General features: G+C 68.6%; 17 protein-coding genes. 11 read left to right on the top strand and 6 right to left on the bottom strand.

What is annotated here, in order from left to right:
• Nucleotides 1-47 precede the first annotated feature (47 nt).
• On the top strand, nt 48-1,571 hold the full coding sequence (locus FDA38_RS34145; RefSeq protein ID WP_137258297.1) for a leucyl aminopeptidase family protein: 1,524 nt from the start codon (nt 48-50) through the stop codon (nt 1,569-1,571).
• A gap of 1 nt (nt 1,572) precedes the next feature.
• On the opposite strand, the gene FDA38_RS34140 is transcribed toward FDA38_RS34145, so the two are convergent.
• Nucleotides 1,573-2,430, bottom strand: a complete 858-nt coding sequence (locus FDA38_RS34140) for an oxidoreductase (RefSeq protein WP_137258296.1) — start codon at nt 2,428-2,430, stop codon at nt 1,573-1,575.
• Nucleotides 2,431-2,533: 103 nt separating this feature from the next.
• Between FDA38_RS34140 and FDA38_RS34135 the strand changes: the two genes are divergently transcribed.
• Nucleotides 2,534-3,379: a helix-turn-helix domain-containing protein gene (locus FDA38_RS34135; protein ID WP_137258295.1), complete on the top strand. Its 846-nt coding sequence runs from the start codon at nt 2,534-2,536 to the stop codon at nt 3,377-3,379.
• Here FDA38_RS34135 and FDA38_RS43280 read toward each other — a convergent pair.
• Nucleotides 3,376-3,858: a CGNR zinc finger domain-containing protein gene (locus tag FDA38_RS43280; RefSeq protein WP_233715096.1), complete on the bottom strand. Its 483-nt coding sequence runs from the start codon at nt 3,856-3,858 to the stop codon at nt 3,376-3,378. The genes FDA38_RS34135 and FDA38_RS43280 overlap by 4 nt on opposite strands.
• A gap of 64 nt (nt 3,859-3,922) precedes the next feature.
• Between FDA38_RS43280 and FDA38_RS34125 the strand changes: the two genes are divergently transcribed.
• A complete protein-coding gene (locus tag FDA38_RS34125) occupies nt 3,923-4,603 on the top strand; it encodes a hypothetical protein (protein WP_170989966.1) in 681 nt (226 codons plus the stop codon).
• Here FDA38_RS34125 and FDA38_RS34120 read toward each other — a convergent pair.
• The 3 genes from FDA38_RS34120 to FDA38_RS34110 all read right to left on the bottom strand — a co-directional run bounded on the left by FDA38_RS34120 (nt 4,587) and on the right by FDA38_RS34110 (nt 7,613).
• Complete coding sequence (locus tag FDA38_RS34120) at nt 4,587-5,822, bottom strand: alpha/beta hydrolase (RefSeq protein WP_137258293.1); 1,236 nt, start codon at nt 5,820-5,822, stop codon at nt 4,587-4,589. The genes FDA38_RS34125 and FDA38_RS34120 overlap by 17 nt on opposite strands.
• Nucleotides 5,823-5,891: 69 nt before the next feature.
• Nucleotides 5,892-7,049 (bottom strand): glycogen synthase, encoded by a 1,158-nt coding sequence (gene glgA / locus FDA38_RS34115; RefSeq protein ID WP_137258292.1) that lies wholly within the window; start codon nt 7,047-7,049, stop codon nt 5,892-5,894.
• Nucleotides 7,050-7,067: 18 nt separating this feature from the next.
• Nucleotides 7,068-7,613, bottom strand: a complete 546-nt coding sequence (locus FDA38_RS34110) for a GNAT family N-acetyltransferase (protein WP_137258291.1) — start codon at nt 7,611-7,613, stop codon at nt 7,068-7,070.
• Nucleotides 7,614-7,677: 64 nt separating this feature from the next.
• Between FDA38_RS34110 and glgC the strand changes: the two genes are divergently transcribed.
• The 8 genes from glgC to FDA38_RS34070 are packed head-to-tail and all read left to right on the top strand — an operon-like array spanning nt 7,678 to nt 15,616.
• Nucleotides 7,678-8,940, top strand: coding sequence for a glucose-1-phosphate adenylyltransferase (gene glgC, locus FDA38_RS34105; RefSeq protein ID WP_137258290.1), 1,263 nt, complete (start codon nt 7,678-7,680; stop codon nt 8,938-8,940).
• On the top strand, nt 8,937-10,178 hold the full coding sequence (gene kynU, locus FDA38_RS34100) for a kynureninase (protein ID WP_137258289.1): 1,242 nt from the start codon (nt 8,937-8,939) through the stop codon (nt 10,176-10,178). Before glgC ends, kynU begins: the two co-directional genes overlap by 4 nt.
• Entirely contained in the window at nt 10,175-11,476 is a 1,302-nt protein-coding gene (locus FDA38_RS34095) for an FAD-dependent oxidoreductase (RefSeq protein WP_137258288.1), read from the top strand. Before kynU ends, FDA38_RS34095 begins: the two co-directional genes overlap by 4 nt.
• On the top strand, nt 11,473-12,978 hold the full coding sequence (locus FDA38_RS34090; protein WP_137258287.1) for a 2-hydroxymuconic semialdehyde dehydrogenase: 1,506 nt from the start codon (nt 11,473-11,475) through the stop codon (nt 12,976-12,978). Before FDA38_RS34095 ends, FDA38_RS34090 begins: the two co-directional genes overlap by 4 nt.
• Complete coding sequence (locus tag FDA38_RS34085) at nt 12,975-13,385, top strand: RidA family protein (protein WP_137258286.1); 411 nt, start codon at nt 12,975-12,977, stop codon at nt 13,383-13,385. The genes FDA38_RS34090 and FDA38_RS34085 overlap by 4 nt, the downstream gene beginning before the upstream one ends.
• 4 nt (nt 13,386-13,389) lie before the next feature.
• Nucleotides 13,390-13,905: a 3-hydroxyanthranilate 3,4-dioxygenase gene (locus FDA38_RS34080; protein ID WP_137258285.1), complete on the top strand. Its 516-nt coding sequence runs from the start codon at nt 13,390-13,392 to the stop codon at nt 13,903-13,905.
• The gene (locus tag FDA38_RS34075) at nt 13,902-14,897 is read left to right on the top strand and encodes an amidohydrolase family protein (RefSeq protein ID WP_137258284.1); all 996 of its coding nucleotides are present in this window, start codon (nt 13,902-13,904) and stop codon (nt 14,895-14,897) included. The genes FDA38_RS34080 and FDA38_RS34075 overlap by 4 nt, the downstream gene beginning before the upstream one ends.
• Nucleotides 14,894-15,616 (top strand): alpha/beta hydrolase family protein, encoded by a 723-nt coding sequence (locus FDA38_RS34070; RefSeq protein WP_137258283.1) that lies wholly within the window; start codon nt 14,894-14,896, stop codon nt 15,614-15,616. Before FDA38_RS34075 ends, FDA38_RS34070 begins: the two co-directional genes overlap by 4 nt.
• Nucleotide 15,617: 1 nt before the next feature.
• Here FDA38_RS34070 and FDA38_RS34065 read toward each other — a convergent pair whose 3' ends face one another.
• On the bottom strand, nt 15,618-16,307 hold the full coding sequence (locus tag FDA38_RS34065) for an O-methyltransferase (RefSeq protein WP_137258282.1): 690 nt from the start codon (nt 16,305-16,307) through the stop codon (nt 15,618-15,620).
• Nucleotides 16,308-16,404 lie beyond the last annotated feature (97 nt).

Below are 16,404 nucleotides of genomic sequence, written 5' to 3'. Positions count from 1 at the left end.
GTTACGGTTGCACCCTATTGTGATCAAACTTCAGTGAGGTCCTCCTAGTGGCTCGCCGCAGCAGCAGTTCGTCCCCCTTTCCCAGCCTCCCGGGCGTCGCCTGGCAGCCCGGTCTGCCGGTGCACGGTTCCCCGACCTGGGTGATCGTCGTCGGTGACGAGAGCGGTCTGCCGGCCGCCGCGAAGGAGGCCGGCGAGCGACTCGGCGTCGACCTCGACCGATTGCTCGAAGTACAGCAGGAGACCGGCTTCAGCCCGTCCGCCGGCGCGGTCGCGGCGTACCCGCTGCTGGCCGGCGAGGTGGCCGAGATCGTGCTGGTCGGCGCCGGCGACGGCAGCGCCAAGGACCTGCGACACGCCGGTGCGGCGGTCGCCCGGTTCGGTCGCGGCAAGGATGAGCTCACCACAGTCGTTGCCGAGGGCATCGATGACGCGGCGCTGCAGGCGTTCGCCGAGGGCGTCGTTCTCGGCTCGTTCTCGTACACCCAGAAGACGGTCGACCCGGGCAAGCCCGCGGTCGGCAAGGTCACGCTGACCGACGGTACGCCGGAAGCCCGCCAGCCGGTCGTCGACCGCGGCGTCGTCGTCGGCCGGACCGGTTGGCTCGCGCGGCAGCTCGCGATCACGCCGTCGAACGAGAAGGACCCGGCGTGGATGGCCGCGCGGGCCATCGAGGTGGCCGGAGCGACCGGCCTCGAGGTGGAGGTCTGGGACGAGAAGCGGCTTGCCGAGGAAGGTTTCGGCGGCATCCTCGCGGTCGGTCAGGGCTCCACCCGGCCGCCGCGGTTCATCCGCCTCGACTACGTGCCCGCCGGTGCGACGAAGAAGACGCCGTACGTCGTGCTGGTCGGCAAGGGCATCACGTACGACACCGGCGGCCTGTCGCTGAAGCCGCGCGAGGGCATGGTGTCGATGAAGCGCGACATGACCGGTGGCGGTTCGGTGATCGCGACGATGTCGGCGCTGCGTGAGCTCGGCGCGAACGTCCGGGTGACGGGGCTCGTCTGCTCCGCGGAGAACATGCCGTCCGGTTCGTCGTACCGTCCGGACGACGTGATCCGCCACTACGGCGGCCGGACCACCGAGGTGAAGAACACCGACGCCGAGGGCCGGCTGGTGATGGCGGACGGTCTCGCGTACGCCGTCAAGGAGCTGAAGCCGGACGTCCTGGTCGACGTCGCCACGCTGACCGGCGCGATCAAGGTGTCGCTCGGCGCGATGCTGTACGGCGGGATGTTCTCGACCGACGACGCGCTGGCGGACAACCTCGCCGACGCCGGCCGGATCTCCGGCGAAGAGGTCTGGCGGATGCCGCTGCCGCCGGAGTACGAGGACCTGATCTCCACCCCGATCGCCGACTCGGTGAACAGCTCGAAGGGGCCGGGCTCGATCACCGCAGCCCTGTTCCTGAAGGCGTTCGCGGGTGACATCCCGTGGGCGCACCTCGACCTCTCGTCGATCGCCGAGTCCCCGGCCGACCGGTTCGAGTACTCCGTGGGCGCGACCGGCGCGGGCGCCCGCCTGCTCACGACCTGGCTGACCGGCGACCAGCCAACCGCTGGGATCGGCTGAGCTAGCTCCGGCCGATGGCGTCGAGTTCCGCGACGGCGTCGGCCGGCAGGGTCAGGTCGCGGGCCGCGATGTTCTCGCGCAGGTGGTCGAGTGACGACGTACCGGGGATGACGACGCTGGTCGACGAGCGCTGCAGCAGCCACGCGAGAGCGACCTGCTGCGGCGTCGCGCGCAACCGCGAGGCGACCTTCGCGAGGGTCTCGGACTGGAGCGGCGTGAATCCGCCCAGCGGGAAGAACGAGGCGAACGCGATGGTGTGTTCGGCCGTGTAGTCGACCACATCGTCGTCATCGCGGCGGACCAGGTTGTACAGGTTCTGGACCGTGACGATCGGCGCGATCGCCTGGGCCTCGCGGATCTGGGTGATCGTGACGCCGCTCAGCCCTAGGTGCTTGATCAGCCCTTCCTGCTGTAGTTCGACCAGAGCTGTGAACGCCTTCGCGATCGGCTCCTCGCTGCCGCCGTCATGGGCGGGCGTGCGGAGGTTGACCACGTCGAGTACGTCGAGGCCCAGGTGCTCGAGGTTCTCGTGGACCTGCGCCTTCAGGTCGTCCGGATCCTGCGAGATGTTCCACGAGCCGTCGTCGCCGCGCCGGGCGCCGACCTTGGTCACCAGGTGCAGGCCGGCCGGGTACGGATACAGCGCCTCCTTGATCAGCTCGTTCACGACGACCGGGCCGTAGAAGTCGCTGGTGTCGATATGCGTGACGCCGAGGTCGACCGCTTCCCGCAGTACGGCGATGGCCTGGTCGCGATCCTTCGGCGGGCCGAAGACGCCCGGGCCTGCGAGCTGCATGGCGCCGTACCCCATCCGGGTGATGGTGAGGTCGTCGGCGAGGGTGATGGTTGAGTTGGTCATGTCTCTACTGTTGCCCGGCGCATCTAGAACAGGGAGTGCCCCGCTGTTCCTGGTAGTGACAGGACCCAGGCACGCGAGTGGGGTCCGGTCTACCGTGGGAGCCATGGAGAGTACGAACGCGCTGGGCGACTACCTCCGGGCGAGGCGCGAGCAGGTCAAGCCCGAGGACGTCGGCATCCGGAGCATCGGCCTGCGCCGCGTGCCCGGGCTGCGGCGCGAGGAGGTCGCGATGCTGGCCGGCATCAGCTCGGACTACTACCTCCGGCTGGAGCAGGGCCGCGACCGCAACCCGTCGATGCAGGTCCTCGACGCGCTCGCCGAGGTACTGCGGCTGGACGCCGACGCGACCGCCTACCTGCGCGGTCTCGCCCAGGAACGGCCGGCTGCACGACGGACCGGCGAGAAGGTCCCGGACAGCATCGTCGAGCTGATCGACGGCCTGCCGAACCACCCGGCGTACGTGCAGAACAAGTACACGGACTGCCTCGCGGTCAACCCGCTCTGCGCCGCACTCTCCCCGAACTACGTCGTCGGCGTGAACCTGCTCTCCGCGGTCCTGCTCGACCCTCGCGAACGTGAGCTGCGCCGCGACTGGGACGACCTGACCGAGGAAGGTGTCGCGATCCTCCGCACCGAACTCGGCCCGAACGTCAACGACCCGCGGCTGAAGGAGCTGGTCGGCGACCTGTCCGTGCGGAGCGAACGCTTCCGGCAACTGTGGGCACGGCACGACGTCCGCCCGCGCAAGGGCCGGCTCAGCCAGCTGACCCATCCCGAGGTCGGCGACCTCGATCTCCGCTCCGACAAGCTGACGATCGGCGGGACCGACGGCATGACCCTCGTCGTCTTCCACGCCGTACCGGGATCGCGCGATGTCGAGTCGCTGGCCCTGCTCGGCAGCCTCATCGCACCCAACCACGAGCTGCCGCAGCCCAGCCCGAAGGACTAAGAGCCCTTCCGGGCCCGGTACGCCGCAACCGTCGTACGGCTCGCGCACGCGTTGGAGCAGAACCGGCGCGTCCGGTTCCGCGACTGGTCCACGAAGTAGTTGCCGCATCCGGCCGCTGCGCAGCGCCCGAGCGTCACCGACGGATCCCCGGCCGCGATCAGGGCGAGCTTGGCGGCGATCAGTTGGCCGACCCAACGCTTGGCGGGAGTCCCGTTGCGGCCGAAGTGGACGTGCCAGCCGAGACCGTCGTGGTCGGACAGGTGCATGTCCGGCGGGTATTCGCGCAGCAGCCGATGTACGGCGTCGGGCGCGTCGCCGTCGACCGTCTGCGCCAGCGCCGTACGCACGAGGTCCGGCAGGTCGCTGAAATCCCCGTCGGCCGGCGGAGCGATCTCGTGCTCGGCGAAGAACGCGGCGACCAGCTCACCGTCCTGATCGAGCGTGCCGGTGTTGGCCAGCTCAACGGCCAGCCGCGTCACGTTGCCAATGTAGTCACCGTATTCCACTTGACCACCTACATCGTCGGAATCTAGCGTAGGCGTCATGATAGCTGATGACACCTACACAGCTCGCCGCCTGTTCGTGCTGGGGGAGTGGGATGCCGCGCTCGCCGTACTGGGCCCGGACGGCGATCCCGAGCTGCGGGCCGAGATCGCGGTTGACGGCTGGTTCTTCCGGATCGAGGGGCACGACGAGGCCGAGAAGGCGGTCGCGGCGCTCGATCCCGCGTCGTGGACCGCGCAGTTGCTCACCGGACGGCTCGCCTACAGCCGGCTGCTGTTCCAGCGCGATCCCCGGCCCGACGACCGCGCTGTGTCCGAGGCGGCGTACCGCGCGGCGACACAGAGCGGCGACGAGTTGCAGCGCGGCTGGGCGGAGTACCACTGGGGTGTCTTGCTCGACAACATCGACGAGGACTCGGCCGGCGCCGTTGCGCGGTACGAGACGGCGCTCGAGATCGCGACGAAGTACGGCGACGGCTTCTTCGAGTCCTACATCATCCGGCACCTCGCGCACCTGAAGGAGCCGGCCGAGGGGATCGCGATGCTGCGTCGCTCCCTCCACCTGCGCGCCGCGCTCGGTGCCCGCCCGCAGACCGTCGCCGCGCAGGCCGCTCTCGCAAACGACCTGCCCGATGACGATCCCGAGCGCGCCGAGCTCATCCGGATCTACCGTCCGGCCGCGGACGAACTACGCATCGGCTGGCTCAAGCCCACCGGCTGAACGCGCGGATGATCCTCGGGTACGCCGCGTACGCCGTACCGGTGTGATCGACGGGACCCATGCTGTGGACGGTCACGTCGGCGCCGTGGGCTCGCAGTGAAGCGGCGCATGCGTCGGCGTTGGCGGCCACCACGTCGGTGTCCTTCGTGCCGCTGTAGAGGTGCACCGGCACCCGCGGCGTCCAGTCGCAGACCTGGTCGGCCGCACGAAGAGCCCGGAGCAGCCGGCCGGTCGGGTGCTGCAGCTGCTTGATGAACGCCGGCGTGAACAGCTTCTCCGGCGAGTCCGGGAGCGCGGCAACGATCTCCTCATCGGAGTGCGTGCCGTCGAAGAGGCCCTCGACTGTCGCGGCGTACGGCGCCCGGAACACCTCGCGCGGATCGTCGTACAGTCCGACGGTCCGGTTCCACGCGGTCACGAGGTAGCCGAGGTAGAACGTCGCTGTCGGCGGCAGGACGCCGCCGGTGAAGACCGCCGGGAGCTCGCTGCCGAGCAGGTCGTACGGTCCCGCGACGGCCTGGATCGCGCCGAGGCGGAACGAGCCGAACTCACCGCGGCTCAGCGCGTGGCCGAGCGCGACCGACGCACGGCCGCCCTGCGAGAAGCCCGTGAGCAGCACGTCCCGCTTCAGTGCGACGCCGTGCTTGGCCGCGAAGGTCCGTGCGGCGAGCAACAAATCGCCCGATGAGCTCGTTTCGGTCTTGGTGTCGACGTACGGCGGCTTGCCCGGCCCGAGCCCGAGACCGAGGTAGTCCGGAGCAACGCCGACCAGCCCTTGCCCCGCGAACAGAGCCGTGACGAGGCGATCGGTCGAGGTGTCGTCCACTGACGCAGCAGCGGCCTTCGTGGGATTGGTCCCGTGCAGGTACTCCGCGACGGTCAGCGCACCCCGACGTCCGTCCGGCAGTACGACGATGCCGCTCGCGGTCGTCGGCCGCCCGTTGTGGTCGACCGTCCGATAGATCAAGCGGTACGCCGTGACGCCGTACGTCGCAGCTGGTGTGCCGGGGAAGTCGGCGGATGCAGCGTTCAGCTGAGCCGCGGTCAACTGCGCGACCGGTACCGCCGAGACCAGCGAACCACGAGGAGCGTGGACGCTGGAGACGGCAGCTTCGGACAGCGTCGGCTGACTGACGGCGCCGAACGCCGACAACGGGAACGTGAGCAGAGCAGCGGTCGCCAGCGTCGCGGCGACGGTCTTTGTCAGGCGAGAAGTCATACCTCAACCCAACTCCCGCCGCGGCAGCCGAAGAATGGTGCGAAGCCCCGTACCGGGGTGGGGTTTCTCCTACCCGAGCAGGCTCGTGTACAGCTGCACGGTCCGGTCCGCGACGGCGTCCCAGCCGAACTGCGACACCGCCCGCTCCCGGCCGGCCTTACCCATCTCGTCCGCGCGCGCCGGGTTGTCGACGAGCGCGTTGATCCCGTCGGCGAGGCCGCGTTCGAAGGCGTCGGTGTCGTTCTCGTCGTACGGGACGAGCGTGCCGGTCACGCCGTCGTCGACGACCTCGGGGATGCCGCCGACCGCGCTCGCGACCACGGCGGTCTCGCAGGCCATCGCCTCCAGGTTCACGATGCCGAGCGGCTCGTAGATCGACGGGCAGCAGAACGCCAGCGCATGCGTGAGGACCTGCCGAACCTCTTCCCGCGGCAGCATCTCGGAGACCACGAACACGCCGTCCCGCGCCAGCTTGAGGTCGTCGATCAGCGCGTCGGTCTCCGCCTTCAGTTCGACCGTGTCGGCTGCGCCGGCCAGCAGGACGAGCTGCACAGACGGGTCGAGGCGCAGGCCGGCGCGAAGCAGGTGCGGTACGCCCTTCTGCCGGGTGATCCGGCCGACGAACGTCACGTACGGACGGTTCAGGTCGACACCCAGTCGCTCGAGGACATGCGTCGACGGGTCCGGGTGGTAGAAGTCGGCGTCGATCCCGTTCGAGATCACGTGCACCTTCGCCGGGTCGATCGAGGGATAGCAGTCGAGTACGTCGTCCCGCATCCCGCGGCTCACCGCGACAACCGCGTCGGCCGCCTCGTACGCCGTCTTCTCGGCCCAACTCGACAGCCGGTACCCGCCGCCGAGCTGCTCGGCCTTCCACGGGCGGCGCGGCTCGAGCGAATGCGCGGTCACCACATGCGGTACGCCGTACAGCAGCTTGGCCCAGTGGCCGGCCATGTTCGCGTACCAGGTGTGGGAGTGCACGAGCTGGGCGTCGCCGACCGCGGCCGTCATCGTGAGGTCCGTGGACAGGATGCGCAGCGCGGCGTTCGCGCCCGGCATCCGCGGGTCGTCCTCGGAGTGCGCGGTCGCGCCCGGCCGGGGCTCGCCCATGCACTGCACGTCCACGTCGACCAGCCGACGGAGCTCGCGGACCAGGAAGTCCACGTGCACCCCCGCCCCGCCGTACACGTCCGGTGGGTACTCACGCGTCAGGATGGCGACCTTCATGCGCCCGACGATAGGTCATCAATCCAGGTGTGTCGGCACCCAGAACCGCAGCTTTCCGTGTCGTTCGTCTTCCAATTCGCCGCCGGCCGCCTCGATCACCTTGCGCGAGCCGACGTTGCCGGTGTCGCAGGTGACCAGGGCCGGCTCGATGTCGAGGGCGGCCGCGATCGGGAGCGACTGGGTCAGCATCTGGGTCGCGTATCCGTGCCGGCGCGCGGACGGGCGGACGCAGTACCCGATGTGGCCGGCCACCTCGAGCAGGGCCGGAGTGAGCCAGTGCCGGATCGACAGCCGGCCGAGGAACTCGATCCCGTCGACGAACCACAGCACGGTCTGGTGCACGAGCCCCGGCGGCAGCTCGGTCGCCGGATCCGCCTCGGCCTTGATCGCCTCGACCAGCCGGTGGAACTCCGCCGGGTCGGCCGCCTGCTGCCGGTTCCACTCCTCGTCGTCGGCCGCGATCGACTTCGCACCCATCCAGCGCTCATGATCCGGACCGAGCTCGTCCCAGGCCGCGAGAAACGATCGGTGAACGGCAGTGGTCGGTACGACGAGGATCGGCATCTTTACAGTGTCGCGACACTCGCAAGCGCTTATGCACGAGGGTTCTCGGAGCTAAGGTGCGGACATGGCAAAGGCGCCCAGAGTTCTCGGAATCGTGCTGGCCGGTGGTGAGGGCAAGCGGTTGATGCCGCTGACGGCGGACCGGGCCAAACCGGCCGTGCCGTTCGGCGGGAGTTATCGCCTGATCGACTTCGTGCTTTCGAATTTGGTCAATGCCGGCTATCGAAATCTCTGTGTGCTCACCCAGTACAAATCGCATTCGCTCGACCGGCACGTCACGCTGACCTGGCGGATGTCGACGCTGCTCGGCAACTACGTGACCTGCGTCCCGGCCCAGCAGCGGCTCGGCCCGCAGTGGTACCAGGGCAGCGCGGACGCGATCTACCAGTCGATGAACCTGATCAAGGACGCGGACCCGGAGTACATCGTGGTCTTCGGCGCCGACCACGTGTACCGGATGGACGCGTCGCAGATGGTCGCCGCGCATATCGAGCGCGGGAACGGCGTGACCGTGGCCGGGATCCGGGTGCCGCGGGCCGAGGCCACCGAGTTCGGCGTGATCAAGACCGGTGCGGACGGGCACGCCATCGACGAGTTCCTGGAGAAGCCGGCCGATCCGCCCGGGCTGCCCGACTCGCCGGACGAGACCTTTGCCTCGATGGGCAACTACGTATTCAGCCGGGACGTCCTGGTCGAGGCGCTGCGCAAGGACGCCGCCAATCCGGCCTCCCGGCACGACATGGGCGGCGACATCGTCCCGATGCTCGTTGCCGAGGGCAAGGCAGGTGTGTACGACTTCCAGGAGAACGACGTACCGGGCGCCCTCGACCGCGACCGGTCGTACTGGCGCGACGTCGGGTCGCTGGACTCGTACCACGAGGCGCATATGGACCTGGTCTCGATCCAGCCGGTGTTCAACCTGTACAACTCCGACTGGCCGATCTTCACCTCGCACCCGCAGCTGCCGGGTGCGAAGTTCACCGACGACGCGACCGTCGGCGAGTCGATCGTCTGCCAGGGCTCGATCGTGTCCGGCGCGCATGTCGACCACTCGGTGCTCGGCTCGAACGTGATCGTCAGCTCGGGTGCGGACATCCAGCGCTGCGTGATCATGGACAACTGCAAGATCGGCAAGGACGTCGTACTCAAGAACGTCATCCTGGACAAGAACATCGTGGTCCCGGACGGGGTCGAGATCGGCGTCGACCCGGACTACGACCGGGAGCGTGGGTTCATCGTGTCCAAGGGCGGCGTGACCGTGCTCGGCAAGGGCCAGGTGATCGAGGCGCCGAAGGCTGCCGCTGTCGACGAGGTTGCCGAGGGGTGACGGCCGAGACCGAGGCGCTTTCCCTCGATGCCGCGGACGCAGGGCACCGGGACCTGTTCGACGTGCCACCGGCGCAGGGCGGTGACTACCCGGAGGTGGCGTACTTCGCCGGCAACTCGCTCGGGTTGCGGCCGACGGCGACCCGCGCCGAGCTGCTCGAGGACCTGGACGCGTGGGCCGCGCTCGGGGTCGAGGGCCATCTGGACGCGGCCAGACCCTGGTTGCCGTACCACGAGCTGCTGACCGGTCCCGCGTCCCGCCTGGTCGGGGCGTTGCCGAGCGAGACCGTCGTGATGAACTCGCTAACGGTCAACCTGCATCTGCTGATGGTGTCGTTCTACCGACCGACGCGATCGCGGCATCGGATCGTGATCGAGGACGCAGCGTTTCCCTCGGACAGTTACGCCGTACGGTCGCAGGTCGCTTTCCACGGGTACGACGCCGAGGACGCGGTCATCCGGCTGCGTCCGCGACCGGGCGAGGACAGTCTGCGTACGGCGGATGTCGTCGAGCAGCTCGGCGGCGACGTCGCGCTCGTACTGCTCGGCGGCGTGAACTACCTGACCGGCGAGTTGATGGACATCCCCACGATCACCAAGGCCGGTCATGCGGCCGGTGCGGTCGTCGGGTGGGATCTCGCGCATGCGGCCGGGAATGTGCCGTTGGCCTTGCACGACTGGGATGTGGACTTCGCGGCGTGGTGCTCGTACAAGTACCTGAACTCGGGGCCGGGCGGGCTGGCCGGGGTGTTCGTCCATGAACGTCACCTCGGCACGGACCTGCCGCGGTTCGAGGGCTGGTGGAGCACGGAGGCGGCGACGCGGTTCGAGATGACACCGGAGTCGCGGCCGCCCGCGAGCGCCGACGCGTGGCAGGTGTCGAACCCACCGATCTTCTCGATGAGTCCGGTCCGGACGTCGCTGGAGATCTTCGACAAGATCGGCATCGAAGTACTGCGGGAGCGGAGTGTGCGATTGACGGCGTACCTGGAGAAGCTGCTGGCATCTTTGCCGTTGCAGGTGATCACGCCGACGGATCCCGCGCGGCGGGGTGCCCAGTTGTCGTTGCGGGTCACGGGGATGCGGGCCGGCGAGCTGTCGCGGCGGCTGCGGTTCGGGTACGGCGTGATCGCGGACGCGCGGGAGCCCGACGTACTGCGGTTGGCGCCGGTGCCGCTGTACTCGACGTACCACGACTGCTGGCGGGCGGCGACGGCGTTGGCTGAGGTGATGGGATGAAGGTCGCGATCGTCGGTGCCGGGCTGACGGGGTCGTTGCTCGCGTGTTTCCTGGCGCGGCGTGGGTTGACGGTGACGCTGTACGAACGGCGGCCGGACCCGCGGGTTGCGCAGGTCGAGCGTGGGCGGTCGATCAACCTGGCGATCTCCGAGCGCGGGCTGAACGCGCTGCGGAAGATCGGGCTGGTCGACGAGGTGATGGCGGATGCGCTGCCGATGAAGGGCCGGATGATTCATCCGGTCACCGGGGCGCTGGACTTCCAGGCGTACTCGGCGTCAGGAGATCGGGCGATCAACTCGATCAGCCGGGGTGCGTTGAACAACGCGCTGCTGACGGCGGCGGTCGCTGCTGATGGTGTGTCGGTGGAGTTCGAGCATCGGTTGGTGGAGCTGGATTCCGCCGTCGGGCGGATGGTGTTCGCTACGCCTGCCGGGAAGGTGTCGGTTGAGGCCGACGTCGTACTCGGGGCGGACGGGGCCGGGTCCGCGGTGCGGGAGCAGTTGCTTGCCGAGGGCATCGTTGCGGAGAACGTCGACTTCCTGGACTACGGCTACAAGGAGCTGTCGATCCCGGCTGTTGACGGCGAGTTCGCGCTGGACCCGGGTGCGTTGCACATCTGGCCGCGCGGTACGTCGATGATGATCGCGCTGCCGAACCCGGACAAGTCGTTCACCTGCACGCTGTTCTGGCCGGCCGGGTCGTTCGACGCGCTCACGTCGGCGTCCGGGATCGAGGACCATTTCCGGATCAACTACCCGGATCTGTTGCCGCTGGCACCGAACTTGGTCGACGACTATCTGAACAATCCCGTCGGCGTGCTCGGCACGGTCCACACGCTGCCGTGGCAGGCGCACGGTCGTACTGCGTTGCTCGGGGATGCGGCGCATGCGATCGTGCCGTTCTACGGGCAGGGCGCGAACTGCGCGTTCGAAGATGTTGTCGAGCTGGACCGCTGCCTGGACGACACCGGCGGCTCGTGGGCCCGCGCGCTACCCCTCTTCGAAGCCCGGCGCCGCGAGAACACCGAAGCAATCGCCGAAATGGCGTTAGCCAACTTCGTCGAGATGCGCGACAAGGTCGCCTCCCCGGTCTTCCGCCTGCAAAAACAGATAGAACACACCCTCGAACGCCTCCTCCCCGGCACCTACGTCTCCCGCTACGAACTCGTCTCCTTCTCCACCACCCCCTACGCCGAAGTCCAACACCGAGTCCACCGCCAACACCAACTACTCGGCGCAGCAGCCGTGGCCGCCGCGGGCGTGCTGTTCGCCGTCACCCGATCACGAGCCCGCCGATGAACGACCTCTGGTCCTCCCAGCTGTTGACCGGGCAGCCCTCGTCGGTGGGGTTGTTGCGGCACTTCGTTGGTGGGGAGTTTGTCGAGAGCGCTGGGCGGTTCGCGAAGGTTTCGCCGGTGACGGGGGAGCAGATCTTCGACGTGTGTGAGGCGGATGAGGCGACTGTTGACGCGGCGGTTGCTGCTGCTCGGGCCGCGTTGCGGGGGCCGTGGGGGCGGATGAGTGAGCAGGAGCGGGCCGTCGTACTCCGGCGGGTTGCGGACGAGTTGGAGCGGCGGTTCGAGGACCTGGTTGCGGCTGAGGTGGGTGACACCGGGAAGTCGATCAGCCAGGCCCGGACCCTCGACATCCCGCGCGGCGCGGCCAACTTCCGCGCCTTCGCCGACTTCGCGACCACGATCCCGACCGAGTCGTACACAACCGTCCTCCCCGACGGACGCCGAGCGCTGAACTACGCCGTACGCAAACCCGTCGGCGTAGTCGCGATCGTCGTACCGTGGAACCTTCCCCTGCTCCTCCTGACCTGGAAGGTCGCACCGGCGCTTGCCTGTGGCAACGCGGTGGTGGTGAAGCCGTCCGAGGAGACACCGTCATCAGCGACCGTGCTGGCCGAGGTCATGGCCGACGCCGGCGTACCCCCAGGCGTCTTCAACCTGATCCACGGCTTCGGCCCGTCGTCAGCGGGGGAGTACCTGACCCGCCACCCCGGCGTGGACGCCATCACCTTCACCGGCGAATCCGCCACCGGTACGTCGATCGCCAAGGTCGCCGCCGACCGGGTGAAGGCAGTCTCCTTCGAGTTGGGCGGGAAGAACGCCGGCCTGATCTTCGCCGACTGCGACCTCGACGCGGCCGTCGAGGGATCGGTCCGCTCCGTCTTCACCAACGGCGGCCAGGTGTGTCTCTGCACCGAACGCCTGTATGTCGAACGCCCGATCTTCAACGAGTTCACTGAGCGACTGGCTGCCCGCGCCGCCGAGCTGACCTACGGCTGGCCCGCCGACGAGGCCACGATGAACATGCCCCTCATCTCCAAACAACACCGCGACAAGGTCCTCTCGTACTACGCCCTCGCCCGGGCCGAAGGCGCCGAGGTCCTCACCGGCGGCGGCGTGCCCACCTTCGGCGACGCCCGCGACGGTGGTTGCTACGTACAACCAACCGTGGTCACCGGCCTCCCGCCTGACGCGCGCACCAATCGCGAGGAGATCTTCGGCCCGATCTGCCACGTCGCACCCTTCGACACCGACGAGGAAGCGTTCGCCCTCGCCAACGACAGCGACTACGGGCTCGCGGCAACCGTCTGGACCCGCGACGTAGGCCGCGCCCACTGCGCCGGCGCCGCCCTCGACGTGGGCCTGTGCTGGGTCAACACCTGGTTCCTCCGCGACCTCCGCACGCCCTTCGGCGGGGTCAAGTTGTCAGGCGTCGGCCGCGAGGGCGGCCGGCACTCGGTGGACTTCTACACCGAGACGACCAACGTGTGCGTGGAGCTGTCATGACCGTCGTGCCCGGGAAAGCCACGCCGCGCGGCCGCTTCCCGCATGTGAAGGTGGCGAACGGGTTCGCGTACGTGTCCGGTACGTCGAGCAGACGGCCGGACAACTCGATCGCCGGCGCGTCGGTGGACCCGATGGGGACCGTCGAGCTGGACATTCGGGTGCAGACGCGGGCGGTGCTGGAGAACATCCGGGACGTGCTCGCCGCGGTCGGGGCCGGGCTCGAGGATCTGGTCGGCGTGACGACGTACCTGGTGTCGATGAACGACTTCGGCGGGTACAACGAGGTCTATGGTGAGTTCTTCGACGAGTCGGGGCCGGCGCGGACGACGGTCGCAGTACATCAATTGCCACATCCGCAGCTGTTGATCGAGATCTCTTGCGTGGCGGCGATCCCGCAGAAAGGGTGAAGACATGGCGAACCTGGAGTCGACGAACTTTCCGGAGTGGATCGAGGAGAACAAGCATCTGCTGAAGCCGCCGGTCGGCAACAAGCAGATGTTCCCGACCGGGGACGACTTCATCACGATGGTCGTCGGCGGCCCGAACCAGCGCACCGACTTCCACGTCGACCCGTACGAGGAGTTCTTCTACCAGATCAAGGGCACGATGCACGTCGACGTGATGACGGACGACGGCCCGGGCCGGGTGGACATCAACGAGGGTGAGATGTGGGTGCTGCCGCGCAGCATGCCGCACTCGCCGCAGCGCGACGCGGACTCGATCGGCCTGGTGATCGAGCGGGTCCGGGAGCCCGGCACGCTGGAGAAGTTCCGCTGGTACTGCGCGAACTGCAACGGGGTCGTGCACGAGGTCGAGCTGCAGGTGACCGATATCGTCGCCGACCTGCCGCCGGTGTTCAAGGCGTTCTACGAGAGCGAGGACGCGCGCACCTGCCCGAACTGCGGCACGCTGCACCCCGGTAAATGACGGTCGACGTCCACACCCATCTGGTCCCGCACGGGTGGCCGGATCTCGCGGTGGCGTGTGGCGGCGACGGCTGGCCGTGGTTGCGGATCGACTCCGAGCGGGCCGCGATGATCATGATCGGCTCGTCGGAGTTCCGGCCGATCGGAGCGCAGGCTTGGGATCCGGGCACACGCGCAGAGGATATGGATGCCGACGGCATCGATCTCCAGGTGGTCTCGCCGACGCCGGTGTTCTTCGGGTACGAGCGGCCCGCCGCGCAGGCCGTCAAGCTGGCCGAGATCTTCAACGACCTCACGCTGGAGACGCTGGCGGGCGACGAGCGGTTCGTGCCGTTCTGCCAGGTGCCGTTGCAGGATCCGGACCTCGCCTGCGCCGAGTTGGACCGCGCCCGCGCGGCCGGTCACGTCGGCGTAGAGATCGGGAACCACGTCGGCGACAAGGACCTCGACGATGCCGGGATCGTTGCCTTCCTCAACCATTGCGCCGAGACCGGTACGCCGGTGCTGGTGCATCCGTGGGACATGCCGGGCGGCCCGCGGCTGGACCGGTGGATGGCGCGCTGGCTGACCGGGATGCCCGCCGAGACGCATCTGTCGTTGCTGGCGATGATCCTGGGCGGGGCGTTCGACCGGTTGCCGCCGTACCTGAAGATCTGTTTCGCCCACGGGGGCGGCAGTTTCGCGTTCTGGCTCGGGCGGCTGGAGAACGCCTGGCACCGGCGCGGCGACATTGTCCGTGGTTGCTCGGAGCATCCACCGTCGATGTATCTGGACCGCATCCTGGTCGACACGGTCGTGTTTGAATCAGCGCCTTTACGGCTACTTGTCGATACCTTGGGGGAAGACCGCGTTCTGGTCGGCAGTGACTATCCCTATCCATTGGGCGAACGGCCGGTCGGGGAGGTGGTACGGAAGTCCGGCTTCCTGACCGCGGAGCAGCAGCACAAGCTGCTGACGGCGAACGCCCTGCGCTATCTCGGGAGGTCGGAATGACCGAGGACCGATCGGTACTGACTCGCGAAGCCCGCGAGCCGGACGAACAGCTGCGGTACGGCGACCACGCGGACCAGGTCATCGACTACTGGCACGCGAAGGAGTACCGCCCGCTGATCGTCTTCATCCACGGCGGTTTCTGGCGCCCCGACTACGACCGCAAACACGCGCGCCCCCTCGGTGAAGCCCTCTCCGACATGGGCTGGCCGGTCGTCTCCCTCGAGTACCGCCGCGTCCCGGGCGACCCCGACGCGACCACCTCAGACATCCGTACGGCGCTGGACGCCCTACCCGACCTGGTCGACGTCCACGCCGGCTACATCCTCATAGGCCACTCAGCCGGCGGCCAACTGGCACTCTGGCTGGCCGCCACCACCAACCCGGTCCGCCTCCGCGGCCTGATCGCTCTGGCCCCCGTAGCCGACCTCTTGATGGCAGACCGCCTCAACCTCGACGAGGGCGCCGTACAAGCCTTCATAGGCAGCGGCGTCCGCAACGACCTGGACCCGGTCCACCTCCCGGCCCCCATCGCCCCAGTAACCCTCATCCACGGCACAGACGACACCAGAGTCCCCCTCAGCATCACCGAGTCCTACTTCGCCGCCCACCCCACCGCCCGCCTGGTCCGCGTCCAGCACTGCGGCCACTACGAACTGATAGACCCGCTCTCCACCGCCTGGCACGAAATAACCACCGAACTAACCCGCCTGAACGGCTAAGTCAGCTGATGCGTTTGGCGGCGGTGAGGAGGCCTTCGGAGGTGGGGAGGAGGGCTGAGACGAGGTCGTCGTCGTCGCGGACGGCTCGGATCAGGTCTCGGAGGGCCATGGTGTCGGGGTCGCGGTGGGCGGGGTCGGCTACCCGGCCGCCGGTGAGGACGCCGGCGAAGGCGACGACGCCGCCGGGGCGGAGCAGGCGGAGGGCTTCGTGCAGGTACGCCGTGTTCTCGCGCCGGTCCGCGTCGCAGAAGACCAGGTCGTAGTGCCCGTCGGTGAGGCGGGTGACCACGTCCAGCCCGGCGCCGGCGATCAGCCGGAAGCGGTTGGAGGCCACACCGGCGTCCAGGAAGGTCTTGCGGGCCAGCCGCTGGTTCTCCGCGTCGATGTCGACCGTGGTCAGCGTGCCGTCCGCGCGCATCCCGCGCAGCAGGGCGAGCCCGGAGACGCCCGTCCCGGTGCCGATCTCGACGACCGCCTTCGCACCCGCGCCGGCGGCGAGCATGCTCAGCGCGGCCGCGGCGCCAGGGCCGATCGGGGCGACACCGCTGTCCGCGGCGCTCGCCCGTGCACCGGTGACGACTTCGTCCTCGCCGGTGTAGTCCTCGGCGTACGCCCAGGACGTCGGGTCGATGCCGGTGGCGATGGCGTCCTCCCAGTGGTCGGCGGAGTGTTCTGCGGCTGCGGTACCCATGCTGAACCAGAGCCTAGCGGTTGGAAGTCCGCTTTCCGTGCTGCACGCGCGGAGGTTGCGCACTCTTGCTCATAACAGCCGGCCCCCAATCAGATAT

It is taken from the genome of Kribbella jiaozuonensis (assembly GCF_005233875.1).
Lineage (GTDB): Bacteria > Actinomycetota > Actinomycetes > Propionibacteriales > Kribbellaceae > Kribbella > Kribbella jiaozuonensis.
The sequence above is the reverse complement of the archived record's forward strand: the minus strand, read 5'-3'. Positions and strand labels throughout refer to the sequence as shown.

What these genes read in the sequence shown, in the direction of transcription:
- FDA38_RS34085 (WP_137258286.1), top strand. Translation starts at nt 12,975, where the DNA reads ATGACCGTCGTGCCCGGGAAAGCCACGCCGCGCGGCCGCTTCCCGCAT.
- FDA38_RS34120 (WP_137258293.1), bottom strand. Translation starts at nt 5,822, where the DNA reads ATGACTTCTCGCCTGACAAAGACCGTCGCCGCGACGCTGGCGACCGCT.
- FDA38_RS34065 (WP_137258282.1), bottom strand. Translation starts at nt 16,307, where the DNA reads ATGGGTACCGCAGCCGCAGAACACTCCGCCGACCACTGGGAGGACGCC.
- FDA38_RS34140 (WP_137258296.1), bottom strand. Translation starts at nt 2,430, where the DNA reads ATGACCAACTCAACCATCACCCTCGCCGACGACCTCACCATCACCCGG.
- FDA38_RS34135 (WP_137258295.1), top strand. Translation starts at nt 2,534, where the DNA reads ATGGAGAGTACGAACGCGCTGGGCGACTACCTCCGGGCGAGGCGCGAG.
- glgA (WP_137258292.1), bottom strand. Translation starts at nt 7,049, where the DNA reads ATGAAGGTCGCCATCCTGACGCGTGAGTACCCACCGGACGTGTACGGC.
- FDA38_RS34090 (WP_137258287.1), top strand. Translation starts at nt 11,473, where the DNA reads ATGAACGACCTCTGGTCCTCCCAGCTGTTGACCGGGCAGCCCTCGTCG.
- glgC (WP_137258290.1), top strand. Translation starts at nt 7,678, where the DNA reads ATGGCAAAGGCGCCCAGAGTTCTCGGAATCGTGCTGGCCGGTGGTGAG.
- FDA38_RS34075 (WP_137258284.1), top strand. Translation starts at nt 13,902, where the DNA reads ATGACGGTCGACGTCCACACCCATCTGGTCCCGCACGGGTGGCCGGAT.
- FDA38_RS34080 (WP_137258285.1), top strand. Translation starts at nt 13,390, where the DNA reads ATGGCGAACCTGGAGTCGACGAACTTTCCGGAGTGGATCGAGGAGAAC.
- FDA38_RS34110 (WP_137258291.1), bottom strand. Translation starts at nt 7,613, where the DNA reads ATGCCGATCCTCGTCGTACCGACCACTGCCGTTCACCGATCGTTTCTC.
- FDA38_RS34070 (WP_137258283.1), top strand. Translation starts at nt 14,894, where the DNA reads ATGACCGAGGACCGATCGGTACTGACTCGCGAAGCCCGCGAGCCGGAC.
- FDA38_RS34125 (WP_170989966.1), top strand. Translation starts at nt 3,923, where the DNA reads ATGATAGCTGATGACACCTACACAGCTCGCCGCCTGTTCGTGCTGGGG.
- FDA38_RS34095 (WP_137258288.1), top strand. Translation starts at nt 10,175, where the DNA reads ATGAAGGTCGCGATCGTCGGTGCCGGGCTGACGGGGTCGTTGCTCGCG.